Here is a 26,127-nt window from a genome sequence, read left to right as displayed (position 1 = left end):
AAAGAGGGAAAACGCAGCAAGAATTCCGGGCAGGCAGGCCGGAAGGGGAAAGACTCACGCAGCGGGAAACACGCGCTTCATGCGCGGCAATGTGTCAGCAACAGAGGGTGCGACAGCTCCTGAGCGGGTCCATGACCAGCATGTTCCCGGCCACGATCGCCCCCTGTCAACATTCCGAGTTTCTGAATTAAATAGCCTCAGGTGGCGCGCCCAGCGGATCCCGGAACAGCACGTCCAAGGCCACCGAACCGCCCGCGACGGCCAGTACGGAATCGGGGAAACTCGTCGGCAGTACGGCTGCCGTACGACGTATTCCGGCCGTTTCCCGCAAAGCGGCGAGGCAGTCCTCGAAATGGATCACACCCAGCTCCGTCACCACGACGGTCTCCGGATTGAGCACGTCCAGCAGCAGCCCGGCCGCCCGCCCCGTCGCTCGGGCCCGCTCCACCAGCAGCCGCCGGGCGGTCGCGTCCCCGGCCGCCGCCGCGGCCACCACGTGCATCGGATTGCCGGAGCCGGTCACCCCGGCCGCGCGGGCGCGCCGGCACAACGTCCGCTCGCTCAGCTCCGCCTGCAGGCAGCCGGTACGGCCGCACGGGCAGGGCTCGGTGCCGCCCGGCACCGGCAGATGCGCGATCGCACCGGCCGCCGAACGCGGCCCGTGGTGCACCTCGTCGCGGGTGGCGAAGGCCGCGTCGACCACGTTGCCCACGAACAGATGCAGTACGCTCCCGCTGCCCCGGGCCCGCCCGAACAGCCGCTCCGCGTTCACCAACGCCCGCGCATGCCCGTCCACATGGACCGGCAGCCCGGTGCGGGCGGCGAGCAGCTCCCGCACCGGCACCTCGCGCCAGCCCAGCAGCTCGTGCTCGACCACGCTGCCCGTCTCCCGGTCCACCCAGCCACCGACCGCCACCCCGACGCCCAGCGCCCGGCGGCCCGGCGCCTCGGCGAGCAGCCCCGCGAGCCCCTCGGCGGCCCGCGCCAGCACCCGGCCGGGCTCGGTCCGCTCGTGCTTCAGCTCGCGCCGGGCCACCACCCGGGCCCGCAGATCCAGCAGCGCGACCGTCGTGTACGGCACGGCCACATGCACCCCGCCGACGACGAACCCCGCGTCGTCCAGGTCGACGGGGACATGCGGCCGGCCGACCCCGTTCGAGCGGCGCGGCGCGGCGGACTCCCGGATCAGGCCGAGACCGGTGAGCCGGGCGCAGTGCTCGGTCACCGACGCGGGCGACAGCCCGGTCAGCCGGGCGATGGTGCTGCGCGCCACCGGTCCGTGCTCCAGCACGGACCGCAGGACGACACTGGCGCTGGTGCGCCGCCGGTCGCTGTCGGCGGCACGCGGAACGGGCGAGGCAAGGGGGGACACCGCGGTACGGGGCATGGAGGACCGTCCTCGGGAACGGGGTCGACACGTCTCGGAGTTCGAGGGGTTCGAAGAGTTCGAGGGGTTCGAAGGGCTCGAAGGATTCGAAGGGTTCGAAAGAAGGGGCGTGCCGAGCGGTCCGCCCCTACCCCGGGTGGCGACAGGTGGCCGTGCCCTGGCGTCGCAGGTCGACATAGCGACGCGACGTGAAGTACCGGGCCTGGGCCGTCATGCGTTCGAAGCTAGCAAAGCGCCCCCGCGCTGCCCAGACGCCGACCGACGGGCGAGACGTTCCCGGGGCTCAGGGGCGGGGCCTTGGTGGAAAGTCACAGACGGGCCGGCGGGCGGCGCGGTACCGCGGGCCACCCCACCTCAGTGACCGGTATCACGTCGCACCCGGTGTAACCCGCACCCTTTGTGCGGAGCCCACCAAGGCCCGGCTCAACCCTTTGTCGACCGGTGACGGTGATCGACACGAGCGGCCCGGTATAGCGTCACGGTGTTCCCGCCTGCCCACTCACCCGCGGAGTCCCCATGAGCACCGCCACCGCCGCCGCTCGCCCCGGCGCAGTCCTCGCCGACCTGCTCCCTGCGTCCCGTGTCCGCGACGCGGCCCTCGTCCTCGGCGGCGCCGTGCTCACCGGCATCGCGGCCCAGCTGGCCGTCCCGGTGCCCGGCTCCCCGGTGCCGGTGACCGGACAGACCTTCGCCGCCCTGCTCGTCGGCACCGCGCTCGGTGCCCGTCGCGGCTTCCTCTCCCTCGCGCTGTACGCGCTCGCCGGTGTGGTAGGCGTGCCGTGGTTCGCGGGCGGCGCCTCCGGTGCCGGCATGGTCTCCTTCGGCTACGTGCTCGGCATGCTGCTCGCCTCGGCCGCCGTCGGCACCCTGGCCCGGCGTGGCGCCGACCGCTCCCCGCTGCGCATGGCGGGCACGATGATCCTCGGTGAGGCGATCATCTACGCCGTCGGCGTGCCCTACCTGGCCCTGGCCGCCCACATGTCCCTCTCCCAGGCGATCGCCGCCGGGCTCACCCCGTTCCTGATCGGCGACGCCCTCAAGGCCGCCCTGGCCATGGGCGCGCTGCCCACCGCCTGGAAGCTGGCCGGCAAGCGCTAGACGCCGCGGTTCCTGCGGAAGAGGTTCGCCGGGTCGTAGTCCTCCTTCACCCGGGCGGGCCTCTTTCGCGTACCGGCGTCGTACCGCCCCTCGCCCCGGTCACCCACCCGCTCCCCTTCCCCGACGGCCGGCAGCCGCACCGGGAACCGCCGCGCACTCCACGGCACCGCGTCCGGCGTCGCCCTGGGGCACGGCTCGGGGTCCCACGCCGGGGACGCCCCGGCGCAGCTCGCCGTCGGCGGTGACGACCTCGGGCCACCGCACATGGCCGGCCGCGTACCCGGACTCCCGTGCCAGGACGCCCGATCCACCCCCGGGTCTGCGGCACCACGACGGCGCCGCGCCCACGCCCGGCGCCGAGCCTCTCCCCCTGCCCCAAGCGTGGGAGACGTGTCCACCGGGCAGCCCGCGCGGGGGTCGTGGGACGCAGCATGGCCGCACGACCTGACAGGTGCCGTCAGGTCGTGCGGCCATGTACCGCGTTCTGTTTCGAGACGTCAGCCGGTGGTGACCTTCTCGGCCGCGTCCACGGCCGGCACGCTCTGCGCACGGTCCGGCCCGAACTTCTGCTTCACCAGGGACGCCACGACCACGACCGCCGCCACGCCCACCGACAGCAGCACGGTCGTACGGCCGCTGCTCGCGCCCTCGGTGTCGGTCAGCATGTAGCACAGGACACCGACGATGAAGAAGGCCGTGGCCCACGTCAGGTACGGGTACAGCCACATCTTCACGACGAGCTTCTCCGGTGCCTCGCGCTGGATGATCCTCCGCATGCGCAGCTGCGAGAGGCAGATGACCAGCCACACGAACAGGGCCACGGCGCCGGAGGAGTTGACCAGGAAGAGGAAGACGGTGTCCGGGTAGGCGTAGTTGAAGAAGACCGCCACGAATCCGAAGACGACCGACGCCAGGATCGCCGCCATCGGCACACCGCGCGCGGTGGTGCGGGCGAACGCCTTGGGGGCGTCACCGCGCTGGCCGAGCGAGAAGGCCATACGGGAGGCGGTGTACAGGCCGGAGTTCAGACAGGACAGCACCGACGTCAGCACGATCACGTTCATGATCTCTCCGGCGTGCGCGATGCCGAGGGAGTTCAGCGCGGCGACGTAGGAGCCCTGCGCCTTGATGGACGGGTCGTTCCACGGCAGCAGCGAGACGACGACCAGGATCGAACCCAGGTAGAAGACGCCGATCCGCCAGATGATGCTGTTGGTGGACTTGGTGACCGCGCGCTGCGGGTTCTCCGACTCGCCGGCCGCCAGGGTCGCGATCTCGCTGCCCATGAAGGAGAAGACGACGAGCAGGACACCGGTGAGGATCGAGCCGGGGCCGTGCGGCAGGAAGCCGCCGTGGTTCGTGAGGTTGCCGAAGCTCGCCTTGTCCGCGTGCACGCCCGGCAGGACGCCGAAGATGGCCAGCAGACCGACGACGATGAACGCGCCGATCGCCACGACCTTGATGCCGGCGAACCAGAACTCGAACTCGCCGTAGGAGCCGACGGAGACCAGGTTGGTCGCGGTCAGCACCGCCATCACGATGAGCGCCCAGCCCCACTGCGGCACGGCCGGGACCCAGCCCGCGAGGATCTTGGCGCCGGCGGTGGCCTCGACGGCCAGCACGACGACCCAGAAGAACCAGTAGAGCCAGCCGATGGAGAAACCGGCCCAGCGCCCGAGGGCACGGTCGGCGTGGGCGGAGAAGGAGCCGGACGCGGGGTTCGCGGCGGACATCTCGCCGAGCATGCGCATCACGAGTACGACTAGGGTGCCGACGAGTGCGTAGGAAAGGAGGATGCCGGGTCCCGCGGTGGCGATACCCGAGCTGGAACCGACGAAGAGGCCGGCTCCGATCACACCACCGATCGCGATCATCGTCAGGTGGCGGTTCTTGAGTCCTGCTTGGAGGCCCGAACCAGGGGTCATGGACGGTTTCCTTTACGCCAGGTGGAGCAGTTCGTACGAGCGGTGTACGAGTCGGTCCAGTGAAAGCGAGGCGAATGGATTGGGGAACCTCTGAATCCGAATTGTTACTTGAGGTTTTCTTGAGGTTCTATGGCCTTGCTCACATTTCCACCCCCTTTTCCGAGGCCGGGTGCGCGCCGACACCCGGGGCTGCTGCCCCGCAACGGCCGTGTCACACTCGTGGCATGCGCGTGTACCTCGGCTCCGACCATGCGGGCTACGAACTCAAGAACCACCTCGTCCAGTGGCTCGAGAAGGCGGGCCACCAGCCCGTCGACTGCGGGCCGCACATCTACGACGCCCAGGACGACTACCCGCCCTTCTGCCTCCGCGCGGCGGAGCGTACGGCCGCGGACCCCGAAGCCCTCGGCATCGTGATCGGCGGCTCCGGCAACGGGGAGCAGATCGCCGCGAACAAGGTCAAGGGCGTGCGGGCCGCGCTGGCCTGGAGCGAGGAGACCGCGTCGCTGGGCCGCCAGCACAACAACGCCAACGTCGTGGCGGTGGGTGCGCGCATGCACACGCAGGAGGAGGCGACGAGGTTCGTCGAGACCTTCCTGGGCACCCCGTTCTCGGGTGACGAGCGCCACATCCGCCGCATCGACATGCTGTCGGCCTACGAGACGACGGGCGACCTCCCCCCGATCCCGGCCCACCACCCCCAGCAGTAGGACCCCGGGGGCCCGCCCCCGCTCACCGCGTCCTGCCCGCCCGCCCACCGGACTCGGTGGGCGGGCGGGAACGTACTGAAAGGACAGCTCCGCCTTGCCGGAAGGGCACACCATTCACCGGCTGGCCCAGGACTACGCCGAGCGCTTCCGGGGCACCGCCCCGCGGGTGACGAGCCCCCAGGGCAAGTTCTCCGACGCCGCCGCCCTTCTGGACCGCGCCGAGCTGACGGCCACCGAAGCCCACGGCAAGCACCTCTTCCTCCGCTTCCGGGACGCCGACTGGGTCCACATCCACCTCGGCCTCTTCGGCAAGGTCGGCTTCGGCGACGCCCCCGCGCCCCCGCCGACGGACACGGTCCGGCTCCGGCTCGCGAACGACACCGCATACGTCGACCTGCGCGGCCCGACCACCTGCGCGCTGATCACCGAGGCCGAGAAGCAGGCCGTACACGGCCGCCTCGGCCCCGACCCGCTGCGCGAGGACGCCGAGCCGGGCGTGGCCCACCGGCGGATCTCCCGCAGCCGTACGACCATCGCCGCGCTGCTCATGGACCAGAAGATCGTCGCCGGCGTCGGCAACGTCTACCGCGCCGAGGTCCTCTTCCGGCACGGCATCGACCCGTACCGCTCGGGCAGGGACGTCACCCGGGCCGAGTGGGACACCATCTGGGCCGACCTCGTCGAGCTGATGCGCGAGGGCGTGCGGAACAACAGGATCGACACCGTCCGTGCCGAGCACACCCCCGAGGCCATGGGCCGGCCGCCGCGCGTGGACGACCACGGCGGAGAGGTGTACGTCTACCGCCGCGCCACCCTGCCCTGCCACATCTGCGGCGACGAGATCCGCACCGCCGGCCTCGCCGCCCGCAACCTCTTCTGGTGTCCCACCTGCCAGCAGCGGTGAAGCGGTCCTGAAGCCCTGCGGCACCCCCGGGGGCAGCGCTGAGCCGAACGCCGCCCACGCCCGCGCCGGCACGGCCGCCCGGAGGCCGAGCGCCCCGGCCGCCCGGGTGCTCCCAGTCGTTCCGGGCGGCCGTCGAGCGGCCGAACTCCGTTGCGGAACGGTCCGGTTCGCGCTCCTGGACCGAGGCCACCGGCCGAGGTCCCGGACCGGGCCGTCCCACCGGTCGGGACATTACGGACGAGTCGGTGAATGTGCCCGGGGCGGCGGCGCGCCCGGCCTCGGTGCCGTTCACTGTGAGGACGGGCCGTCGAGCGGAGCCCCGCACGGGGGACAAGTGGGACCTCCCGTGCCAAGCAGCCGGTCCGATGGATAGGGTCCCGAACTAATGGCAGCAGGACGAGAGCGGCGCGCGAAGGCCGAGACGTTCACGGCCCGGTGGAGGATGCAGTGGCACCGGGTCCGCACCGGCCTGCGCAGAAACGCCGTGGACTACTTCCGCGGCGACGGCTCCGACTGGATCGCCTTCGCCGGACTGCTGCTCACCGTTCCCCTCCTCGCGGGCATGACGCTCATCGACTCGGTGTGGTGCTCCCCGGCCACGCTGGTGCTGCCGATCGTCGCCGGCGGCCTGCTGCTGCGCCCGGCGAGCCTGCTCGGGCTGTACGCGGCGGCGGCCACCGCGCTGATCGTGGAGTCGGTGCGGCTCGGCCCGTACACGGAGGGGGCGAGCCGGGTCACTCCCGGCGTGGTCCTGGTCGTGGCCGCCTGTGGTTTCTTCGGGCTGCTCACGGCCCAGTTCCGCAGCCGGGTCGGGGTGCCCTGGCGGCGCGGCGGCACCATGCTGTTCGACCTGCGTGAGCGGATCCGGGTGCAGAGCAAGCTGCCGAAGCTGCCCCAGGGCTGGCACCAGGAAATGGCGCTGCGGCCGGCCGGCGGGCAGTCCTTCTCCGGTGACTTCGTCGTCGCGGCCCGTACGAACGGCGGTCGCACCCTGGAGGTCGTGCTCACGGACGTGTCCGGCAAGGGGATGGACGCCGGATCGCGCGCCCTGCTGCTGTCGGGGGCCTTCGGGGGCCTGCTGGGCTCCCTCGCCCCGCACGACTTCCTCCCGGCCGCGAACGGCTATCTGCTCCGCCAGGACTGGGACGAGGGCTTCGCCACCTCCATCCATCTCGTCCTGGACCTCGACTCCGGGGACTACGAGCTGTACACCGCAGGTCATCCGCCGGGGCTCCAGCTGAGCGCGGGCAGCGGCCGCTGGGAGGAGAAGGCCGCCGAGGGCCCGCTGCTCGGTGTGTACGACGGCGCGCAGTTCGACCCCGTGAAGGGCTCGCTGCGGCCGGGGGACGTGTTGATGCTGTTCACGGACGGCCTGGTCGAGACCTCCGACCGGGACATCGTCGAGGGCATGGACCGCCTCACCGGCGAGGCCGACCGCTATGTCGCCGGCGGCTTCCACGGCGCCGCGTGGCATCTCATCGAGGCGGTCGCGAAGGACGTCAACGACGACCGTGCCCTGCTCCTGATCTGCCGCCAGGCCACGGCCCCGGCCCACTGACCGATGACACAGCCCGAGCCCCTGCCCGAGTCCACGCCCGAGCCCTTGCCGATGCCCGAACCCGAGCCCATGCCTGAACCCGAGCCCATGTCGATGCCTGAACCCGAGCCTTTGCTCACGCTTCCGGAGGTCGAGGCCCTTGCCCGGGCCGCCCACGAGGGGCAGACCGACAAGGCGGGACGGCCGTACGCCGAACACCTCGCCGCCGTCGCCGGGGGCGTGCGCGCCCGCGGCGGGGACCCGGAGCAGATCGCGGCGGCCTGGCTGCACGACGCCGTCGAGGACGACGCGCTCACCCGGGAGTGGCTCGCGCGTGCGGCGCTGACCGCACGCACCAAGGCGATCGTGGACGCCCTCACCAAGCGGCCGGCCGAGGAACCGGCGGCGTACGCGCGGCGGATCCTCACCACCCCGGGCGCACGGCTGGTGAAGGAGGCCGACCTCGCGCACAACGCCGACCCGCGGCGGCTGGCGGTCCTGGACGGGCCGACCCGGAGACGACTGACCGAGAAGTACGCGGGGATGCGCGCACTTCTCGGCCTGGAACGGGAAGCCGGGGAAGCCGGGTGCGGCGGCGGGACGCCTAGGCGCTGACGGACGCGCGCTCGGGCCGCCGCTCCTTCTTCTCCCGCTCACGGGCGAGCGTGGCCGCGTCCTGCCGGAACGCCCACTCCATCTTCGGCTCCATCGCGAAGCGGAACACGTGCTGGACCGGCCTGGTGCACAGCAGCGTGACGGCGGCCGCCGCGAGGACGGTCACCAGGATCTCGCCGAGCGGGCGGTGCAGCGAGGCGTGGTCGAACCAGCCGCGGTAGTCGGCGAACTTCACCAGGAAGCCGTGCAGCAGGTAGCCGTACAAAGTGCCCGCGCCGAGCGTCGTGAACCACGTCCTGCGGCCCGGCACCCAGGCGAAGAAGCAGGCGGTCAGCACCAGCGAGCAGGCCATCAGCGCGAGGACCATCACCGGGCCGGACCACCAGGGTGCGGCAAGGTCCTGTGCGGCGTCGCGGTGGAAGAACCACGCGGTGTTCATCCGCGGCACCGCCCACCAGCCGACCAGCAGCGCGGCGGCGAACACCGGCACCGCGGCGATCCGCACCGCGCGGCGGCGCACCCGCTGGAAGTGCTCGGGCTCGAGGACCAGGCCGAGCACGAAGTACGGCAGGAACTGCAGGACACGCTGGAGGTCGAGATCGTCGCCGATGCTCGGCGCGACGCTGGCCAGCATGGCGATACCGATGGCCACCGGCAGCGGATGACGCACCAGCTTCCAGATCGGAGTCGTCAGCCGCCAGACGAACAGAGCACACAGGAACCAGGTCAGATACCAGGGATCGAGGAGGCTGATCCCCTCGTGCGAGCCCGTGACGAGGTTCTTGAACAGCGGATAGGCGGTCTCGAAGACGACGTACGGCACCAGGACGCCGGTGATCAGCCGCTTCAGCCGGTCCGGGCGCATGTCGAAACTACGGGAGAAGTAGCCGGAGATGATGATGAACGCCGGCATGTGGAAGCAGTACACGACCGTGTACAGGCCCTCCAGGATCCGGCTGTCGCCCTTGAGCGGCTCCCACGAGTGCCCCATCGCGACGAGCACGATCGCCAGGTACTTGGCGTTGTCGAAGAACGCGTCGCGCTGTTTGCCGGGTCTGTCCGCCTGCGCCGCACCCTTCTGCGCACTCATCGGAGTACGTGGACCGGGCACTCCGTTCGCCGGCGACTGTGCCGGGGGGAGCGGCCTGCGGTTCTGGCCGGGAGACGAGGCGGCGTCAAACATCTCAGGCACCCTAGCGTTGTCCTTGGATTTCGTAAAACTCTTCCAAGGCATTCCTGGTTAAGGGCCGGGAGGGTCGCCGATTTACTCAACATGCTCTCTTCGTAGGGGTGATGGAGCGCACACGAAGGCCGCCGGTTCACCCCTTGATGTCCCGATTCGTAACGACTGAACAGGGCATACGGCACCTCTGTGTCATCAATTCGAATTACCTGCGCACAGGATGTGTGGAGACGGAAACGAAGTCGCGTAATTCCGCCGGGAGTCGCGCGGGCGGTGCTGTTGAATTACAGTGCGGCGGGTCGCCCGCGCCGGTCCCTCACCCGACGATGTGTCACGGGCCGCATACGGCGGCCGGGTTGGTGGCACGATGGTTCTGGCGGGGGTGCGGGCCGTACCTCCGGGCCGGGAGAGCGGACCGACCGAGGGTGTGATCAGTTGTGGCCATTTCACTGTCTGTGGTGCTGCTGTTGGCGATCATCCTGGTGGTGTTGATCCGAGGAGGGAACATCAAGGCGGGCCCGGCCATCGTCGCCATACTCTTCGGCTTCTTCCTCGCCTCGACCGGCATGGCCCCCTCCATCACCCGCTTCCTGAACTCGATAGCGGACTCCATCAACTCGATCAAGTTCTGAGCCGCGGACACCCCTGCGCCGGCCACCCCTGTCCGTGGCTCCCGGCGTCCGTGGGGGCGTGGGGTGCGCGAGACGCGCGGGGGTGCGTGTCGAGGTGCGTCAGGGAGCGTCGGGGTCGCGCCGGGGCGCGCGCGGCCGGGCCGGCCGCCCCTGGGACGGCGGAAGGCCCGGCAAGGAGGACGACGTCCTCCTTGCCGGGCCTTCGGCGTGCAGAGCGGGCGACGGGAATCGAACCCGCGTAGCTAGTTTGGAAGATCGCGTATGCGGACGCGCGGTGACCTTGCGAGATGCTGACCTGCGCGGTTCTGGGCTGGTTGCCGTGACTCCCCGTTGTTCCCCGTGCGATACCCGCTCATCGGGCACGCAGGGGGCACGCGTGGCTCTCTGTCGTGTTCTCAGCCTTCCAGTGCCCCGCATGTGTCCCGGGCCCTGTTCGGCTCTCATGTAGTGCTCTGAGCCGTCCCGGCGCCCAGGCTTTGAGGACGAGCCTCATCCTTATCAGGTCGATCACAGGCCCCGCCGGAGCCCAGGAAACGCTAGCTTGAGGCTGATGCGATGACCGCTGGGGACCGCTCTCATCCGCCCTTGTTCGGTGCTGTTGGTGTCAGGAGGTGGTGTCAGATCCGGCAGGGAGGCTTGGCAGGCGCCCAGCGGAGGTGGCCCGCAACAACCTGAACGATGATGAGGACGGTGATCGAAACCACTAGCCACGTCGCCTGCTGCAAGACATTGGTCAGTGAGTCGCCGTTGATGACGCACGCCAGGACGATCAGCAAGACGATCTTGGTTTTGTTGCGGCTGTCAGACCCACATGCGAGAGTTTGAATCGGGTGGACGTCGAGTGCAGGCAGTCCACCACTACCCAGGATGGGCATAGTCCTCCTTGGTTACTTGGAGGGCGCGCCCGAGACCTCCGTCAAGAGCGGGCGCGCCCTTCGGTGTTGACACCGAAAAAGGTAAGGCACGGCCCTGACAGTGGGTGCCTGTCGAGGCAAGCGCGCAGTTCTTGACACGGTTGCCCACCGGGACCAACTCCGGCTAACTAGGGTCAACTTGGGCTACAACGCAGCGATAGCCTGACCTGCGCCTTTGCGCTCCTATATCACACAGCACTGACAAATGCTGGCGACCCCACCCTAATGCACCCTCAGATGCATAACCTTATGGTCTAGTTGTCCGCATTTTTCTAGTGATAGAGATCACTAAATTCTGCTGCTGATCGATCTCGGTGACGGTCAGTGGAAGCCAGGGTGACCGTGTCGCCCTCGATCTCGATGCGCACCCCCATCACCCACCACTCACCTCAGCTCCCATCCCGTACGCCGTCGACCCACACACCGTGGAGCGGGCGTGGTTCAGGGGCGTCAAGGTGGAGCGCGCCACTGTACGAACGACCTTGACGCCCCTGGGCCGCGTCTGCTCGGCTCTGCCTGGGTCGATGGTGTGCGGGATGGGAGCCCCCAGCATCCGCCACGACGGACCCGCAGTCGGCGACGGCGCCCCCTCCATCCCGGTGCCGGCCGATCCCCCGCCGGAGGCACTGTTCTGACCGTCGCGTACGCGGTGATCGGCTCATGACCACCGGCCCTATCCACATGTGGGCGCGCGTCGGCGCAGCGCGGGCGGAGCGGGCCGGAGGCAGGAGCGGCGCCCGCAGCGGAGCCGGGAAGCGCGCCCGGCGGAGCGGAGCGCAGCCGGGGCTTGATGAGGTAGAGAAATCTGTAACAGCTCATGGCCGATACGGGGCCTTGGCGCTGGTGCTGCTCCGTGGTGATCTGGAAGTGCAGGTCACATGCAAGGGGGGCAGGGTGCAGCCATTACCGGATGACTTGGCACGGAATCGGCCGGGCGACGCGGTGCGCCGCAAGATCCTGGAGCTGCAGCCGAATCCGGTGCTGAGACTGATCGACCGTTGGCGACCCGGGGCGGACATCCGCAGTTGGGTGGACGGACTTACAGGCGAACGGCTCACCGGCAGGACGCTGGACCGACTCCGGGGCCGTGGTTGGTTCACCCTCCGCGCCATCCAGTGGGCGAGCGGCGCCGACATTGATCACCTTGCCATTGGCCCCGCTGGCGTCTTCTCCATCAACTCCAAACGGCATCGGGGGAAAACCGTCTGGTACGGCGATGCCGCCATCACGGTGAACGGTTCCCCGACCCGTCACATCGCGGTCAGTCAGTCCGAGGCCCGGCGTATCGCACGGATCTTGTCGGCACGCTGCGGAGTCGACGTTCCTGTGCGTCCCGTGATCTCCGTGGTGCACGCGGCGAAGCTCACGGTCAAGGCTGCCAACCCTCCGGTGCTCGTCCTCGCGGTCGAACACCTCGGGCGGGTGCTGTCGGGGCTGTCCCCGATGCTCACCACTGATCAGGTTGCGCACATCTATGGGGTAGCGCGGGATGCTCGTACTTGGGGCAGTTGATCAGGCTTTGACGTCGTAACCCAGCGCATGTGCGATGGCACCCATGTCCTCGATGATGGCTTCGGCTCCCGCTTCGGCGAACGCCTCACGCTTACGGGGCTTGTTGGCGTAGCCGATGGCTGATCCTCCCGCCGTGTGCGCGGCCTGGATGTCAGTCAAGGAGTCGCCGATCAGTACGCAGGCGGCCGACGGGAGATCGAGCTGTTCGGCGGCGCGAAGTACCGCGTAAGGGTTCGGCTTCATCAGGTCGGGCCTATGGAAAACCCGTCCCACCACGTCATCCACGAGGTAGGACAGCCCGTGGAGATCGAAGAAGCTACGGACACAGTCCGGAGAGTTGTTCGTAACCACCGTGATGGGCCGGCCGGACCGCCTGACCGCGACCATGGCTTCCACTCCGCCCCCGGTCGGGCTGCCCGCTACCTGCACGGCCTCAATCTCCGCCGTGATCAAAGCTTCCTCGACTCTGCTGCTCAACGATCGATCCGAGTCGTACGTGAGGCGCAAGACTTCGAGCGGATCGGAGATTCCCTCGAGCTTGGCTCGAAGCTCGGGGTCGTGTTCCGCGGCGAGCCGGCATAGATCTCTGGCGACCCGTGGCGCAGGCAAGCCCGCGAATACGTCGCACAGCGGCCCATCAAAGTCGAACAACACGGCCTCGGCGGCAACGAGCGTCCTGGTCAGGCTGTCACTGGGCATCAAGGTCGAAGTCCCTCGCAATGCTGTCCCACACACTCTCGAACCACATCTGCGCTTGCTGAACCTGCTGGGCGCCACTCGATGACTCGCCCTCATTCACAGAGTGGTGGAACAGGACAGTGTCCTTGCCCAAGAGGTCGTAGATCTCGATCGCCTGTCCCTGGGCGACGACCTTGTTGGGCTTGACCGGGTAGTACCCGAAGAACACATCGGCGTCGTTGATCACGTATAGCTTGAAGAACGCTGTCCCGCTGTGGACGCGAACCTCGACCGTCGTTTCCGGAACCAGCTCAAGCTGTTGAAGCTCGTTGATTGAATCCCGGATGCTCCGCGCGTAGCCCAGCATGATGCCGTTCATGCGGGTACGGAGCCTTTCGTCGTCCGCGCCGTCCTCCCGGCGCACGGGCGCCGCGTGAGGCACCGACATGTCCGGGACGAGTATCCGAATGCGGATGCTCCCCGGAGTGAGCCGACCGACCCTGATCTTGTCCAGCGGTTCCTGCAGAGCGCCATGCAACGTCTCGCTTGAGAACCCGGCGAAGTCGATCGTCACGCGCTCAGCGGCGAACGCCTGCTCTACATATGGCCGCAGTCCCGCCGGCCGTTCCGTCCGGTTGCGGACGTAGACCCCGCTGCCCTTGCGGGAGACCACCAGACCCTCGTCCTCCAGCTCGCGCAAGGCGCGCTGGATCGTCGCTCGGGCGAAGCCGTACAGCTCAGTCAGCTTCTGGTGGGATGGAATCTTCTCGCCCGGTGCCAGCTTCTTCGTGCGAATCGCAGCTCCAAGACTGCTGGCGACCTGCTCATACGGCGGTCGCTCGTCGTCCGGGTCGAGTGGGTCCGGGTTGAAGGCCATGGCCCGATCCTACGCGGAAGCCACCCTGTCAGGACAGCCAGGACAGTCAGGTGTTGACATGGCTAGCCAGGATGCTTATGTTGGTCATGTAGCCAACTCGGCTAGCCAAGTCAGTCACGTACTGGAGAAGACATGCCGTCCTTCAAGATCGATCTTTCGACCGCTGTGGTGTTCGTGGCGACCGCGCCCGAGCCGAAGATGGTCAACAAGAAGACCGGTGAGCGGGCCGTGGACCGGGAGAGCAACGCGGACCTGTCGACCGTGGGTCTGCTGGTCTCGGACGAGGGAGAGGGAAACCTCTACCAGGTGACCGTGCCGGAGACTGGGGTCCCCGAGAAGCTTGCGCCGGGTACGCCGGTGGCCGTGACCGGGCTGAAGGCCCGTGACTGGGAGAACGAGTTCAACGGTCAGAAGCGGCACGGGATCTCGTTCCGCGCGGTCGCGATCACGCCGCTCGGGGCCTGATCATGACCGACGTAGCCGCCTGGTTCGAGCTGGGTGGTGCCGCGGCCGGTGTTGGTGGGCTCGGCTACGCCAAGGCCCGCGCCCCGCGCGTGTACTGGTCGCTGGTGGGTCTACCGGTCACCTGGGGCCGGTTCACCTGGAACTACAACTCCACGATGGAGGTGTGCGGGCTGACGGTGCAGCCGTCCCGTCTGCGGGCGTTCATGACACGGAACGTGGCGCGTCGGGAGGTGCGGCCGGTGCCGCCGAAGGTTCGCCGGGTTCGGCCGACGATGACCGGGTTGCGGGTCACGCTGCGGCTTCCGGCGGGTCTGGAACCGGCCGACCTGGCTGCGGCCTCTCAGCGGCTCCGGCACGCGTTCGGGGTGCAGTCGGTGACCGTGGTGGAGATCAAGCCGGGGTACGTCGAGCTGCGGATGACCGGGTACGACGTGCTTCGGCGGGTCCGGCTGCCGCGCTCGGCCCGGCCTCGTGACCTGGTCGTTCCTGTCGCGCTGCGGGAGGATGGCACGGTCTTCGAGCGGGACTACCGCAAGGTCCCGATGGCATTGACGCTGGGTGCCACGCTGTCCGGCAAGTCGGTGTATCAGCGCAATCTGGTCAAGGGGCTGGCGCAACTGCCGGTCGCTCTGGTCGGGATTGACTGCAAGCGCGGGGTGGAACACAGCGCCTACGCGCCCCGGCTGTCGGCTCTGGCCACCGATCCGCAGAGTGCCGGGCTGCTGATTGACGCGCTGGTGGGTGAGATGGAAGAGCGCTTCGACCTGCTCGCCCTGCACGGTGTCTCCGACCTGTGGGCGCTGCCGGACAAGGTCCGCCCGGTCCCGCTCGTTGTCCTGGTCGATGAGGTGGCTGAGCTGTTCTGGGTGACCTCGAGGAAGGATGAGGCGGCCCGGGATCGCACGGTCATGCAACTGGTCCGCCTGGGCCAGATGGCCCGCGCGATCGGGATCTACCTGGAGGTGTGCGGCCAGCGCTTCGGCTCCGACCTCGGCAAGGGCGCGACCGCTTTGCGGGCTCAGCTCACTGGGCGGGTCGTGCACCGGGTCAACGACAAGCAGACCGCCGAGATGGGCTTGGGCGACATCGCCCCGGACGCGGTTGCTGCCGTGACCGTGATCCAGCCGGACCGCCCGGGTATCGCGGTGGCCGGTGACACCTCCGGCGGCTGGTCCCGCATCCGCACCCCGGAGACCACCCCCGAACAAGCCGCGGCGGTCTGCCGCGAGTTCGCCCACCTGACGCCGGAGTTGCCGTTCCTGGCACCGTTCCGGCCCGTCCTCGGCATCCCGGCCCCGGCGGATGCCCCGGCTGTGGAGTCCATCCCGGCTGCTCCCTGATCACTGCCGTTCCACGGTCGGCGTGACCGCCTCGCGCCAGGTCCCTACCCGAGCCATGCCTCAAGCAAGGAGATCACCCGCCATGTGCCCTAACTGCGAGGACTTTGCCCGCACCGTGGTGATGCTCGGCCAACTCGCCCTCTACGCCGACACGGTCGGCGCGGACCTCGACTTCATCGACGCCATCGGCCCGTCTTTGGCTGTGTCGCTGCCGGAGCCTCCGCCCGGAGTCTTCCCGCCCGGCTACGACCCGACCGACGGGCCCGAGTACCCCGGCCAGGGGTGATGGCCATGGCCACCGCCAAGAGGCCCGCCACCCGCCGCAAGGCGGCTCCGCCAGAGCCTGAGCCCGCGAAGTGCCCGGTCTGCAAGGGCACCGGAGAGGTCTCCCGCACCGTCCGGGTCGGCCGCAAGCGTCGCGCGGTCGGGGAGCAGACGGGCCTGTGCCTGAACTGCCTTGGCTCCGGCGACGCCCCTGCCGACTAGCCCCCTTGCCGGGACCGGGCCGCCGACCACCGATCGCCCGCCCTGGCCCACTCCCTGAAGGAGGTGAAGACCATGGTCCGCTCGATCCGCCCGGATGCTGTCCTGGTGCAGGCCGTGATTGCCGGGGCTCTGTCCTTCGCCCACCTGCACGACCTTGCCGCCGCGGCCGGACAGTCCGGCTGGAAGGCCTGGGCCTACCCCGTCTCGGTCGACCTGCTGTTGGTCGCCGCCTGGCGTCGGCTTCGGGTACAGCGCACGCGGCTGGCCTGGTGCTGGTTCCTCGTCGCCCTGGTCGCCTCGCTCGGCGCCAACGTCGCCACCGCCGGATTCCTCGACCTGGCCAACCCGCCCGCACTGCTCCGCCTGGGCATCGCCGGATGGCCCGCACTCGCCTTCCTGGGCGGCACCCTGCTCGCCCACTCGCCCTCACCTGACCCGGCCGACAACCCGGCGCCGGTTCCGCCGGCACCCGCAGTCCCGGCCCCCGCACCCGACCCGGAACCGCAGCCGGAGCAGATCACGGCCCCGGAGCCCGCTCCGGCTCTGCCGGAAACGGTCCCGGTCGTGCCTCCCGCGCTGGTCGACCACGCCCGCAAGGTCGCAGCCGACCACCGCAGCCGCACCGGCACGGACATCGACACCGCCACCCTGCGCGCCCGGCTTGGCGTCCCTGACGACCTCGCCGGGGCCATCGCCGCTCAACTCGCCTGACACCCAAGGAGGTTCAACCGTGCGCCCGAACCGCTTCTACGACGTGATCCGCATCGGGCCCGTTCAGGTCGGCACCTACAACAACGGCCGCGGTCAGATCCGGCACGCCGCCGCCTGCACCGCCCCTAAGTGCGGCTTCTCCACCGACCACGCCGACCGCTCGGCCGCCGAACTCGCCGCCCGCACCCACCACTGCGCCTGAGAGGAGACCCACCCGTGTTCACCCCGAAGTACCCGACCCCGGACACCGCCCCGCCCCCGGCCCCTGCCCACACGCAGACCGCCCCGGCGCCCGTTCAGGCGGCCTCGACCCCGGTCGTCCCGGCGGCCCCGGCCCCGAACCGGCCCACCGTCCAGCTCACCCCCGGCACCATGTTCGCCCTCGTCGGCGGCGGCACTGCCGTGGTCCTTGTCGTCGGTGCGGTCCTGGTCTCGCTGCTGCTGGCGGTCGCCATCACCGGGATGTCCGTCGCTGTGGTCGCTGTCGTGCTCCGCTCGCTCGTCAACAACCAGAAGGGCCACTGACATGGGCATCTTCAGCCGCAAGAACAGCACCCCGGAACCCGCCCGCAACGAGGAAATGGTGGAACTCGGCCGCGAGTACGCCATCGCCCGACGGCACCGGGACACCAAGGCCATGAACCGGATCATGCGGCAGGTCGGCAACGACAAGGACGTGACCGACCTGAGCGACTTCCGCACCGGCCAGGAGTCCTACGACTCCATCCCGCCTATCCCGCGCGGTCGCAACCGCCGCCGCTGAACGGCCCCCGGGGCGGCTCACTCGCCAAAGATCCGCCGCCCCGGACGCCTGCAACCACTTCCAGATCCAACGGACCCGAAAGGGAAGCCACATCATGCCCCAGCGCGCCCTGAACACGCCCGTCTGCCGCGACTGCGACGGCTTCTCCGCCGCCGCGATCACCACCGGCACCCGTGACAGTGACGGCACCCGTAAGACGCTCACCGTCACCTGCCCGGCCTGCAAGGGCACCGGGCTCATTGCGCCCGCCCGGGCGCTCGTAAGGGCCGGGAGGTGACCGCTGTGGGACTCCTGAACTGGAACTCCAACCAGCACTACGACCCCAAGGCCAAGCCCTGCACCGAGTGCGGCACCACCACGCCCCTGCGCTCACACGCCGGTGAAGCGGTCCACAAGGTGTGCGCCGAGGACTGGAACGACCGCAACCCCAACGCCGCTCGCTACGAGCACGAGGGCCGCGACCTGGGAACGAAGCGCTTCCACTCCGACCCCCCGCGCAAGAACGGCAAAGAGGGGGCCCATTGAACACCGCCACCGCGGCGGGCCTGGACCCGGCCACCCTCAGTGATCTGCTGAGGCTGGCCGGGTCCACCGGCTTCGACCGCATCCAGGACCAGATCCGCCGTACCGGCGGCTGCTCCGACCCGATCCACCTGCAAGGCTCCACCGTCACCCGCGACGCAGTCACCGGCCAGGTCCTGCACCACTACTCGACCGACACCGAACCCGGCGGTCGGCTCCGCCTCGCCTGCGGCAACCGCCGCGCCTCGCGCTGCCCCTCCTGCGCCTGGACCTACGCCGGAGACACCTACCACCTCATCCGTGCCGGACTCGTCGGCGACCCCGCCAAAGGCACTCCCGAAACGATCCGGGATCACCCCCGCGTCTTCGCCACCCTCACCGCCCCCTCGTTCGGCCCGGTCCACAACCGGCACGACAACCGGCCCTGCCGCTGCGGCACCCGCCACAGCGAGGACGCGCCCGAACTCGGTACCCCGCTCAACCCCGAGACCTACGACTACGCGGGCGCCGTGCTGTGGAACAACCACGCCTCCGACCTGTGGCGCTACTTCACGATCTACCTGCGCCGTGAGATCGCCCGTCGCGCCGGTCTCACCCAGAAGGAAGCCCACGCACAGGCTCGCGTCTCCTTCGGCAAGGTCGCCGAATACCAGAAGCGCGGTGCTGTCCACTTCCATGCCGTGGTCCGGTTCGACGGTCCCGACGGACCCGACAGCCCACCCCCGGCCTGGGCCACCCTCGACCTGCTCACCAAGGCCATCCGCGCCGCCGCAGACCCAGAGCGCTTAACGGTCGACATCGACCCCGCCGGGGACCAGCCCGCCCGCAGCCTCACCTGGGGCAAACAGCTCGACGTGCGTCCGATCCGGGCCTTCGGCAAGGGCGAAGAGATCACCGAACAGGCCGTCGCCTCCTACCTCGCCAAGTACGCCACCAAAGCGGCCGAGACTACCGGCACTGTCGACCGCCGCATTGGCAACAAAGAGGCGCTGGCCCTGCTCGGCGTGCCCGACCATCCCGCCCGGCTCATCGCCGCGTGCCTCGATCTCCACGCCCTCTACCCGGACCGGAAGCTTCGGGACTGGGCTCACATGCTCGGCTTCCGCGGCCACTTCTCCACCAAGTCCCGCCGCTACTCCACCACCCTCGGCGCCCTCCGCCAGGTCCGCGCCGACTACCGCGCCGCCCAGCAACGCGCTGCCCTCGGCCTGCCCGACCCCGACGACAACCCGGAGGCAACCACGCTCACCCTCGCCCACTGGACCTACGCCGGACACGGCCACACCCCCGGCGAATCCTGGCTCGCGGCCAATGTCCGGCGCGATATCGAGCACAACCGCGAGATTGCCCGCGAAGTGCGGGCGGACCTGCACGAACACGAGACGGAGGGGGAGTGGTGATGGCTGATCAGCTCTTGGACGTCAAGCAGGTTGCCGTACGGCTCGGGACCTGGGAGGAGAGTGGAGAGCGCTTCCCGCGCCGCCTGATCGAAGAGCGTCGGATCGCCTACGTCAAGGTCGGCCGGTACGTCCGCATCCGGGAGAGCGTCGTAGAGGCGTTCATCGAGGCCAATACGGTGCGTCCTCGTCGGTCCGACCTGGGGAGGGCTGCCTGATGGCTGCGAAGCGTCGACAGTTCGGCCGTGTCCGCAAGCTCCCGTCCGGCCGCTATCAGGCTCGCTACGTCGGCCCCGACGGGCTTCTGCGGCCCGCCCCGGAGACCTTCCGCACGAAGAAGGACGCGGACGACTGGCTTGCCGACAAGCAGACCGAGATGCGGCGTGGTGACTGGCACGACCCGGATGCTGGGAAGGTGCTCTTCGGGTCCTATGCCACCGCGTGGATCAAGGAACGAGAGCTGACCACGACCACGCGTCAGCTCTACGGATCGCTCCTGCGACAGCACCTCGAACCCGACTTCGGGGCCGTCAACGTCGCGGAGATCTCGCCCCCGCTCGTGCGACGCTGGCGCGCTGACAAGCTCGCCGCCGGCACCGGTGCGACGACCGTTGCCAAGGCGTACGCCCTGCTGCGCGCGATCATGGGTACGGCCGTCGCCGACCAGATGATCCGGCGCAACCCGTGCACCATCAAGGGCGCCAGCGTCGTGCACACGCCTGAGCGGCCCACTGCGACCGTGCAGGAGGTCTACGACCTCGCCGACGCGATCCAGCCACGCTATCGGGCGCTTGTGCTCATGGCCGGGTTCCTGGGCCTGCGCTGGGGTGAGCTGATCGGCCTGCACCGCCGGGACATTGACCTTGACCAGGGCGCCGTGCGTGTCCGCCGAGCTGTCGCCGAGCTGTTCAACGGTCAGCGTGAGATCAAGGCGCCCAAGAGCGCTGCGGGCAAGCGCACAGTCTCCATCCCGGCCGCGATCGTCCCGGACATCCGCGATCATCTGAAGCGGTACGCCGAACCGGGCGCGGACGGTCTTGTTTTCGTCGGGGCCAAGGGGGCGACTCCCCGCCGGAATCACTTCAACGGGCTGTGGCGCAAGGCCTGCGAGGATGCCGGGATCAAGGGCCTGCACTTCCATGATCTTCGGCACACCGGCAACACCCTTGCCGCGTCGACCGGGGCCAGCACGCGGGAGCTGATGGCGCGCATGGGCCACAGCACGGCTCGAGCCGCGCTGATCTATCAGCACGCCAGTGCGGAGCGGGATCGGCTGATCGCTGAGGCTGTGAGTGGGCTCGTCGACAAGGGACTGAAGAAGAGCCGAGCGAAGAAGAAGCAAGACCGGAAGCCCAAGGGGCACGCGGGGGACACGCAGGGCTGAACGGCTCGCGGAACGATCGAAGGCCCAGGGGTAGTAAATTTGCTACCTGATCTGGGCCTTCGGCGTATGGAGCGGGCGACGGGAATCGAACCCGCGTAGCTAGTTTGGAAGACTAGGGCTCTACCATTGAGCTACGCCCGCAGCAGTGCGACACAGGTCGGTGACCTCGGCACTGCACGCATCGTAGCGGGTCGCCCGGCGCCGAGGCCAACGAGTTCGCGCCGCAGACCTTCCGCGCGCCGTCCCGGAGAATGCGGCCGACGGAATCGGCCGGGGCATGTACCCTACGTGTCGCACCAGACGGGGTGTGGCGCAGCTTGGTAGCGCGTCCGCTTTGGGAGCGGAAGGCCGTGGGTTCAAATCCCGCCACCCCGACCACCGGCTCGCGGCGTCGTGATGATCGCCTTTTGGGGCGCTGACCGGCTCCGGTTACTATGCAAGCTGCGCGCCCGTGTGTCCCGGCCCTCACGGCCTACGAACTCCTCCGGGCGGCGAAATCCGCCGGACCTGTCTGGCTCGGCAGAAACCAAGAAGTCAGCCACAAGGAGACCGAACCGTGAAGAGCGCCGTGGAGACCCTGAACCCGACTCGGGTTCGGCTCACTGTCGAGGTGCCCTTCGAGGAGCTCAAGGACAGCCTCGACGCGGCGTACAAGAAGATCAACCAGCAGGTCACGGTGAAGGGCTTCCGCAAGGGCAAGATCCCGGCCCGCGTCATCGACCAGCGGTTCGGCCGCGGTGCGGTCCTGGAGGAGGCGGTCAACGACGCGCTTCCCAAGTTCTACACCGAGGCGGTCAACGAGGCCGAGCTGAGCCCGCTGGGCCAGCCCGAGGTCGACATCACCGAGCTGAAGGACGGCGAGACGCTGAACTTCACCGCCGAGGTCGACGTCCGCCCGGCCCTGGAGATCCCGGACTACTCCGGTATCGAGGTCGAGGTCGACGCCGTCGAGGTCACCGACGAGGACGTCGAGAAGTCGGTCGAGCAGCTCCGCGAGCGCTTCGCCTCCACCTCCCCGGTGGAGCGCGCCGCCGAGGACGGCGACGTCGTCACCATCGACCTGGAGGCCAAGGTCGACGGCGAGGTGCTGGAGGACGGCGTCGCGAGCGGCGTCTCCTACACCATCGGCTCCGGTGAGCTGCTGGACGGCATCGACGACGCCGTGAAGGGCCTGGAGGCCGGTGGCGAGGCCACCTTCACCTCCGAGCTCAAGGGCGGCTCCGCCGCGGGCCGGGAGGCCGAGGTCACCGTCAAGGTCACCCAGGTCGCCGCCCGCGAACTGCCCGAGCTGGACGACGACTTCGCGCAGCTCGCGTCCGAGTTCGACACCCTGGACGAGCTGAAGGCCGACAGCCGCAAGCGCCTGGCCAACATGAAGCAGTTCGACCAGGCCACCCAGGCCCAGGAGCGCGTCCTGGAGAAGCTCCTCGAGCTGGTCGAGGTCCCGGTCCCCGAGAAGCTGCTCGAGGACGAGATCAACACCCGCAAGCACAACCTGGAGCACCACCAGCTCGGCCAGATGGGCCTCGACCTCGAGAAGTACCTCGAGATCCAGGGCAAGACCGCCGAGGAGTTCGAGACCGAGACCCGCGAGGCTGCGGTCAAGGGCATCAAGACCCAGTTCGTCCTCGACGAGCTGGTCAAGCAGGAGAAGCTCAACGTCAACCAGGAGGAGCTGACCGAGCACCTCATGCGGCGCGCGGCCTCCTCCGGCATGTCCCCCGACCAGTTCGCCCAGGCCGTCGTCGAGGGTGGCCAGGTGCCGCTCCTGGTCGGCGAGGTCGCCCGCGGCAAGGCCCTGGCCGTCGTGGTCGAGAAGGCCGCGGTCAAGGACACCAACGGCGAGATCGTCGACCTGTCGGACGAGGAGGAGGAGACCGAGGCCGCCGAGGCGTCGGAGACCTCCGAGGAGAACGCCGAGGGCTGAGCGGCCCCACGGCGCCGGTAAGGCACGTACAACGGGCCCTGGGGACTTTCCCCGGGGCCCGTTGTGGTACCGAGAGCGGCAGCCGACCCAAGGGGCGCGGGGAACCGCGCGACAGGCCCCCGCGCCCACCCGCGGCCCGCCGATCGCCGCACCACCCCCCTCCACGAGCCGCACCGGCCCCCGAGGCGGAGCGCTACGCCCCCGGCGAACACCCGCATCTGCGGGATTCCCCGAAGGGACCCTCGCGTTAGGGTCCATGAAAGGCAGAACAATGAGACGGCCCGGCGCCGTCGTAAGACGAGCAGGTGGATACGTGACGAATCTGATGCCCTCCGCCGCCGGCGAGCCTTCCATCGGTGGTGGCCTCGGCGACCAGGTCTACAACCGGCTGCTCAACGAGCGGATCATCTTCCTCGGCCAGCAGGTCGACGACGACATCGCCAACAAGATCACCGCGCAGCTGCTGCTCCTCGCCGCCGATCCGGACAAGGACATCTTCCTCTACATCAACAGCCCCGGCGGCTCGGTGACGGCCGGCATGGCGATCTACGACACCATGCAGTACATCCCGAACGACGTGGTCACGATCGGCATGGGCATGGCGGCCTCGATGGGCCAGTTCCTGCTCACCGGCGGCACGGCGGGCAAGCGCTTCGCGCTGCCCCACACCGACATCATGATGCACCAGGGCTCCGCGGGCCTGGGCGGTACGGTCTCGGACATCAAGATCCAGGCCCAGTACCTGCTGCGGACCAAGAAGACCATGTCCGAGCTGACCGCGCTGCACTCCGGTCAGACCGTCGAGACGATCGTCCGCGACGGCGACCGCGACCGCTGGTTCACCCCGGAAGAGGCCAAGGAGTACGGTCTCATTGACGAGATCATCACGCACGCCTCGGGTGTTCCGGGAGGCGGCGGCACCGGTGCCTGACCGGCCCGGCCACGCCACGCACCGAGACCTAAGCCCCCAGAACGCCACCAGGACGGTGAACACCCCATGACCAACTTCCCCGGCGCCGCCAGCGGCATGTACGAAGGGCCCCGCCCCGACAGCCGCTATGTCGTCCCGCGCTTCGTCGAGCGCACCTCCCAGGGCATCCGCGAGTACGACCCGTACGCGAAGCTCTTCGAGGAGCGCGTGATCTTCCTGGGCGTCCAGATCGACGACGCCTCCGCCAACGACGTCATGGCGCAGCTGCTGTGCCTGGAGTCGATGGACCCCGACCGGGACATCTCGATCTACATCAACAGCCCCGGCGGCGACATGACCGCCCTCACGGCGATCTACGACACGATGCAGTTCGTGAAGCCCGACATCCAGACGGTCTGCATGGGCCAGGCGGCCTCCGCCGCGGCCATCCTGCTCGCCGCCGGCACGCCCGGCAAGCGCATGGCGCTGCCGAACTCGCGCGTCCTGATCCACCAGCCGGCGGGCTCCACCGGCCGCGGTCAGCTCTCCGACCTGGAGATCATCGCCAACGAGTTCACCCGGATGCGCGAGCAGCTGGAGAACATGCTGGCCAAGCACTCGAACCAGCCGATCGAGAAGATCCGCGAGGACATCGAGCGCGACAAGATCCTCACGGCCGAGGAGGCGCTGGAATACGGCCTCGTCGACCAGATCATCTCCACCCGCAAGCTGAACAACTCCTCGGTCCGCTGACCCGGACAGGATTGTTCCCGGCCCCACTTGGCAGGCTGCACGTCAAAGTGAACCCTGCCAAGGGGGGCCCGTACACCGGGCCCGGCAAGGTACCGTCGGACATAAGGCAGCACCAGGAGCCGCTGGATTCGAAAGTGTCCAGGCGTCTCCCAGGCGAAGGGGAAGCACACCGTGGCACGCATCGGTGACGGCGGCGATCTGCTCAAGTGCTCGTTCTGTGGCAAGAGCCAGAAGCAGGTCAAGAAGCTCATCGCAGGGCCCGGTGTGTACATCTGCGACGAATGCATCGATCTCTGCAACGAGATCATCGAGGAAGAGCTCGCGGAGACCAGCGAGGTGCGCTGGGAGGAGCTGCCCAAGCCCCGCGAGATCTACGAGTTCCTCGAGGGCTACGTGGTCGGCCAGGAGGCCGCCAAGAAGGCCCTGTCGGTCGCGGTGTACAACCACTACAAGCGGGTCCAGGCAGGCGAGAACGGCGGCGCGAGCGGCCGTGACGACGCCATCGAGCTGGCGAAGTCCAACATCCTCCTGCTGGGCCCCACGGGCTCCGGCAAGACCCTCCTCGCGCAGACGCTGGCGCGCATGCTGAACGTCCCGTTCGCCATCGCCGACGCGACGGCGCTCACCGAGGCGGGCTACGTCGGCGAGGACGTCGAGAACATCCTCCTGAAGCTCATCCAGGCCGCGGACTACGACGTCAAGAAGGCCGAGACCGGGATCATCTACATCGACGAGATCGACAAGGTCGCGCGTAAGAGCGAGAACCCGTCGATCACTCGTGACGTGTCGGGCGAGGGGGTCCAGCAGGCCCTGCTCAAGATCCTCGAGGGCACCACGGCCTCGGTCCCGCCCCAGGGCGGCCGCAAGCACCCGCACCAGGAGTTCATCCAGATCGACACGACGAACGTCCTGTTCATCGTGGGCGGTGCCTTCGCCGGCCTGGAGAAGATCATCGAGGCCCGGGCGGGCGCCAAGGGCATCGGCTTCGGCGCCACGATCCTCTCCAAGCGCGAGCTGGAGGCCAAGGACGTCTTCGAGGACGTCATGCCGGAGGACCTGGTCAAGTTCGGCATGATCCCGGAGTTCATCGGCCGCCTCCCGGTGATCACCAGCGTCCACAACCTGGACCGCGAAGCCCTGCTCAAGATCCTGGTCGAGCCCCGCAACGCACTGGTCAAGCAGTACCAGCGCCTCTTCGAACTCGACGGCGTGGAGCTGGACTTCGAGCGCGAGGCCCTGGAGGCCATCGCCGACCAGGCCATCCTCCGCCAGACCGGCGCCCGCGGCCTGCGCGCCATCATGGAGGAGGTCCTCCAGGGCGTGATGTACGAGGTCCCGTCCCGCAAGGACGTCGCCCGCGTCGTCATCACCGCGGACGTGGTCCTCTCCAACGTCAACCCGACCCTCATTCCGCGGGACGCGCGGGGGCGGGGGTCCGGGGAGCAGAAGTCGGCGTAACGCACGCGGCGCACACGACGGCGAAGGGCCCCGGTCGAC

Annotated in this window: 30 protein-coding genes and 2 tRNA genes; 25 read left to right on the top strand and 7 right to left on the bottom strand. The window is 69.0% G+C overall.

Annotated features, from left to right (window positions below):
• Positions 1-187 precede the first annotated feature (187 nt).
• Entirely contained in the window at positions 188-1,387 is a 1,200-nt protein-coding gene (locus tag GQF42_RS16810) for an ROK family transcriptional regulator (protein WP_158920732.1), read from the bottom strand.
• Positions 1,388-1,903: 516 nt separating this feature from the next.
• Here GQF42_RS16810 and GQF42_RS16805 point away from each other — a divergent pair.
• Positions 1,904-2,485: a biotin transporter BioY gene (locus GQF42_RS16805; RefSeq protein WP_158920730.1), complete on the top strand. Its 582-nt coding sequence runs from the start codon at positions 1,904-1,906 to the stop codon at positions 2,483-2,485.
• A gap of 497 nt (positions 2,486-2,982) precedes the next feature.
• Here the strand turns inward: GQF42_RS16805 and GQF42_RS16800 are convergent, their stop codons facing one another.
• Complete coding sequence (locus tag GQF42_RS16800; RefSeq protein ID WP_158920728.1) at positions 2,983-4,410, bottom strand: amino acid permease; 1,428 nt, start codon at positions 4,408-4,410, stop codon at positions 2,983-2,985.
• 224 nt (positions 4,411-4,634) lie between these two features.
• Here GQF42_RS16800 and GQF42_RS16795 point away from each other — a divergent pair, with 224 nt between their 5' ends.
• The 4 genes from GQF42_RS16795 (at position 4,635) to GQF42_RS16780 (ending at position 8,176) form a co-directional block, all read left to right on the top strand.
• Complete coding sequence (locus tag GQF42_RS16795) at positions 4,635-5,120, top strand: ribose-5-phosphate isomerase (RefSeq protein WP_158920726.1); 486 nt, start codon at positions 4,635-4,637, stop codon at positions 5,118-5,120.
• Between the two features lie 94 nt (positions 5,121-5,214).
• A complete protein-coding gene (locus GQF42_RS16790) occupies positions 5,215-6,024 on the top strand; it encodes an Fpg/Nei family DNA glycosylase (RefSeq protein WP_158920724.1) in 810 nt (269 codons plus the stop codon).
• 385 nt (positions 6,025-6,409) lie between these two features.
• On the top strand, positions 6,410-7,582 hold the full coding sequence (locus GQF42_RS16785) for a PP2C family protein-serine/threonine phosphatase (RefSeq protein ID WP_158920722.1): 1,173 nt from the start codon (positions 6,410-6,412) through the stop codon (positions 7,580-7,582).
• Between the two features lie 93 nt (positions 7,583-7,675).
• Positions 7,676-8,176: an HD domain-containing protein gene (locus tag GQF42_RS16780; protein WP_199272704.1), complete on the top strand. Its 501-nt coding sequence runs from the start codon at positions 7,676-7,678 to the stop codon at positions 8,174-8,176.
• Here GQF42_RS16780 and GQF42_RS16775 read toward each other — a convergent pair.
• Positions 8,166-9,266, bottom strand: a complete 1,101-nt coding sequence (locus tag GQF42_RS16775; RefSeq protein WP_233273370.1) for an acyltransferase family protein — start codon at positions 9,264-9,266, stop codon at positions 8,166-8,168. The genes GQF42_RS16780 and GQF42_RS16775 overlap by 11 nt on opposite strands.
• A gap of 530 nt (positions 9,267-9,796) precedes the next feature.
• On the opposite strand from GQF42_RS16775, the gene GQF42_RS16770 reads away from it, so the two are divergent.
• Positions 9,797-9,991 carry a hypothetical protein gene (locus GQF42_RS16770; RefSeq protein ID WP_067039514.1) on the top strand — a complete coding sequence of 65 codons (195 nt, stop codon included), beginning with the start codon at positions 9,797-9,799 and terminating at the stop codon, positions 9,989-9,991.
• Between the two features lie 617 nt (positions 9,992-10,608).
• On the opposite strand, the gene GQF42_RS16765 is transcribed toward GQF42_RS16770, so the two are convergent.
• On the bottom strand, positions 10,609-10,866 hold the full coding sequence (locus tag GQF42_RS16765; protein ID WP_158920720.1) for a hypothetical protein: 258 nt from the start codon (positions 10,864-10,866) through the stop codon (positions 10,609-10,611).
• A gap of 882 nt (positions 10,867-11,748) precedes the next feature.
• Here GQF42_RS16765 and GQF42_RS16755 point away from each other — a divergent pair.
• Positions 11,749-12,417 carry a nuclease-related domain-containing protein gene (locus GQF42_RS16755; RefSeq protein WP_233273771.1) on the top strand — a complete coding sequence of 223 codons (669 nt, stop codon included), beginning with the start codon at positions 11,749-11,751 and terminating at the stop codon, positions 12,415-12,417.
• On the opposite strand, the gene GQF42_RS16750 is transcribed toward GQF42_RS16755, so the two are convergent.
• Together GQF42_RS16750 and GQF42_RS16745 are read right to left on the bottom strand one after the other, a co-directional pair.
• Positions 12,418-13,116, bottom strand: a complete 699-nt coding sequence (locus GQF42_RS16750; RefSeq protein ID WP_158920714.1) for an HAD family hydrolase — start codon at positions 13,114-13,116, stop codon at positions 12,418-12,420.
• On the bottom strand, positions 13,106-13,972 hold the full coding sequence (locus GQF42_RS16745) for a GntR family transcriptional regulator (RefSeq protein WP_158920711.1): 867 nt from the start codon (positions 13,970-13,972) through the stop codon (positions 13,106-13,108). Before GQF42_RS16745 ends, GQF42_RS16750 begins: the two co-directional genes overlap by 11 nt.
• A 132-nt stretch (positions 13,973-14,104) precedes the next feature.
• On the opposite strand from GQF42_RS16745, the gene GQF42_RS16740 reads away from it, so the two are divergent.
• The 13 genes from GQF42_RS16740 (at position 14,105) to GQF42_RS16680 (ending at position 21,040) form a co-directional block, all read left to right on the top strand.
• Complete coding sequence (locus tag GQF42_RS16740; RefSeq protein ID WP_158920709.1) at positions 14,105-14,437, top strand: SCO3933 family regulatory protein; 333 nt, start codon at positions 14,105-14,107, stop codon at positions 14,435-14,437.
• Positions 14,438-14,439: 2 nt separating this feature from the next.
• Positions 14,440-15,777 carry an FtsK/SpoIIIE domain-containing protein gene (locus tag GQF42_RS16735; RefSeq protein WP_158920706.1) on the top strand — a complete coding sequence of 446 codons (1,338 nt, stop codon included), beginning with the start codon at positions 14,440-14,442 and terminating at the stop codon, positions 15,775-15,777.
• A gap of 82 nt (positions 15,778-15,859) precedes the next feature.
• The gene (locus GQF42_RS16730; RefSeq protein WP_158920703.1) at positions 15,860-16,063 is read left to right on the top strand and encodes a hypothetical protein; all 204 of its coding nucleotides are present in this window, start codon (positions 15,860-15,862) and stop codon (positions 16,061-16,063) included.
• Between the two features lie 5 nt (positions 16,064-16,068).
• Positions 16,069-16,263, top strand: coding sequence for a hypothetical protein (locus GQF42_RS16725; RefSeq protein WP_158920700.1), 195 nt, complete (start codon positions 16,069-16,071; stop codon positions 16,261-16,263).
• Between the two features lie 72 nt (positions 16,264-16,335).
• Positions 16,336-16,974: a DUF2637 domain-containing protein gene (locus tag GQF42_RS16720; RefSeq protein WP_158920697.1), complete on the top strand. Its 639-nt coding sequence runs from the start codon at positions 16,336-16,338 to the stop codon at positions 16,972-16,974.
• Between the two features lie 19 nt (positions 16,975-16,993).
• Positions 16,994-17,176: a mobile element transfer protein gene (locus tag GQF42_RS16715; protein WP_158920694.1), complete on the top strand. Its 183-nt coding sequence runs from the start codon at positions 16,994-16,996 to the stop codon at positions 17,174-17,176.
• A gap of 14 nt (positions 17,177-17,190) precedes the next feature.
• On the top strand, positions 17,191-17,499 hold the full coding sequence (locus GQF42_RS16710) for a SpdD protein (protein ID WP_158920691.1): 309 nt from the start codon (positions 17,191-17,193) through the stop codon (positions 17,497-17,499).
• Position 17,500: 1 nt separating this feature from the next.
• Positions 17,501-17,737, top strand: coding sequence for a hypothetical protein (locus GQF42_RS16705; protein WP_158920688.1), 237 nt, complete (start codon positions 17,501-17,503; stop codon positions 17,735-17,737).
• Positions 17,738-17,831: 94 nt separating this feature from the next.
• Positions 17,832-18,014 (top strand): hypothetical protein, encoded by a 183-nt coding sequence (locus tag GQF42_RS16700; RefSeq protein WP_158920685.1) that lies wholly within the window; start codon positions 17,832-17,834, stop codon positions 18,012-18,014.
• 5 nt (positions 18,015-18,019) lie between these two features.
• Positions 18,020-18,262 carry a hypothetical protein gene (locus tag GQF42_RS16695; RefSeq protein WP_233273369.1) on the top strand — a complete coding sequence of 81 codons (243 nt, stop codon included), beginning with the start codon at positions 18,020-18,022 and terminating at the stop codon, positions 18,260-18,262.
• A complete protein-coding gene (gene repSA, locus GQF42_RS16690; RefSeq protein ID WP_158920679.1) occupies positions 18,259-19,659 on the top strand; it encodes a replication initiator protein RepSA in 1,401 nt (466 codons plus the stop codon). Before GQF42_RS16695 ends, repSA begins: the two co-directional genes overlap by 4 nt.
• Positions 19,659-19,874 carry an excisionase family DNA-binding protein gene (locus GQF42_RS16685; protein WP_158920676.1) on the top strand — a complete coding sequence of 72 codons (216 nt, stop codon included), beginning with the start codon at positions 19,659-19,661 and terminating at the stop codon, positions 19,872-19,874. Before repSA ends, GQF42_RS16685 begins: the two co-directional genes overlap by 1 nt.
• A complete protein-coding gene (locus GQF42_RS16680) occupies positions 19,874-21,040 on the top strand; it encodes a tyrosine-type recombinase/integrase (RefSeq protein WP_158920673.1) in 1,167 nt (388 codons plus the stop codon). Before GQF42_RS16685 ends, GQF42_RS16680 begins: the two co-directional genes overlap by 1 nt.
• A gap of 67 nt (positions 21,041-21,107) precedes the next feature.
• Here GQF42_RS16680 and GQF42_RS16675 read toward each other — a convergent pair.
• A tRNA-Gly gene (locus GQF42_RS16675) sits at positions 21,108-21,181 on the bottom strand.
• A gap of 160 nt (positions 21,182-21,341) precedes the next feature.
• On the opposite strand from GQF42_RS16675, the gene GQF42_RS16670 reads away from it, so the two are divergent.
• The 5 genes from GQF42_RS16670 (at position 21,342) to clpX (ending at position 26,088) form a co-directional block, all read left to right on the top strand.
• A tRNA-Pro gene (locus GQF42_RS16670) sits at positions 21,342-21,418 on the top strand.
• A 178-nt stretch (positions 21,419-21,596) separates the two neighbouring features.
• Positions 21,597-22,967 carry a trigger factor gene (tig, locus tag GQF42_RS16665; protein ID WP_158920670.1) on the top strand — a complete coding sequence of 457 codons (1,371 nt, stop codon included), beginning with the start codon at positions 21,597-21,599 and terminating at the stop codon, positions 22,965-22,967.
• Positions 22,968-23,292: 325 nt separating this feature from the next.
• On the top strand, positions 23,293-23,898 hold the full coding sequence (locus GQF42_RS16660) for an ATP-dependent Clp protease proteolytic subunit (protein ID WP_199273062.1): 606 nt from the start codon (positions 23,293-23,295) through the stop codon (positions 23,896-23,898).
• 66 nt (positions 23,899-23,964) lie between these two features.
• Positions 23,965-24,630 carry an ATP-dependent Clp protease proteolytic subunit gene (locus GQF42_RS16655; protein WP_158920664.1) on the top strand — a complete coding sequence of 222 codons (666 nt, stop codon included), beginning with the start codon at positions 23,965-23,967 and terminating at the stop codon, positions 24,628-24,630.
• A gap of 171 nt (positions 24,631-24,801) precedes the next feature.
• Positions 24,802-26,088 carry an ATP-dependent Clp protease ATP-binding subunit ClpX gene (gene clpX / locus GQF42_RS16650; RefSeq protein WP_069780904.1) on the top strand — a complete coding sequence of 429 codons (1,287 nt, stop codon included), beginning with the start codon at positions 24,802-24,804 and terminating at the stop codon, positions 26,086-26,088.
• Positions 26,089-26,127: the final 39 nt, after the last annotated feature.

This window comes from Streptomyces broussonetiae (assembly GCF_009796285.1).
Classification (GTDB): Bacteria; Actinomycetota; Actinomycetes; order Streptomycetales; family Streptomycetaceae; genus Streptomyces; species Streptomyces broussonetiae.
Note: the sequence above shows the minus strand (reverse complement) of the source record. Positions and strands in the feature narration are given on the sequence as shown.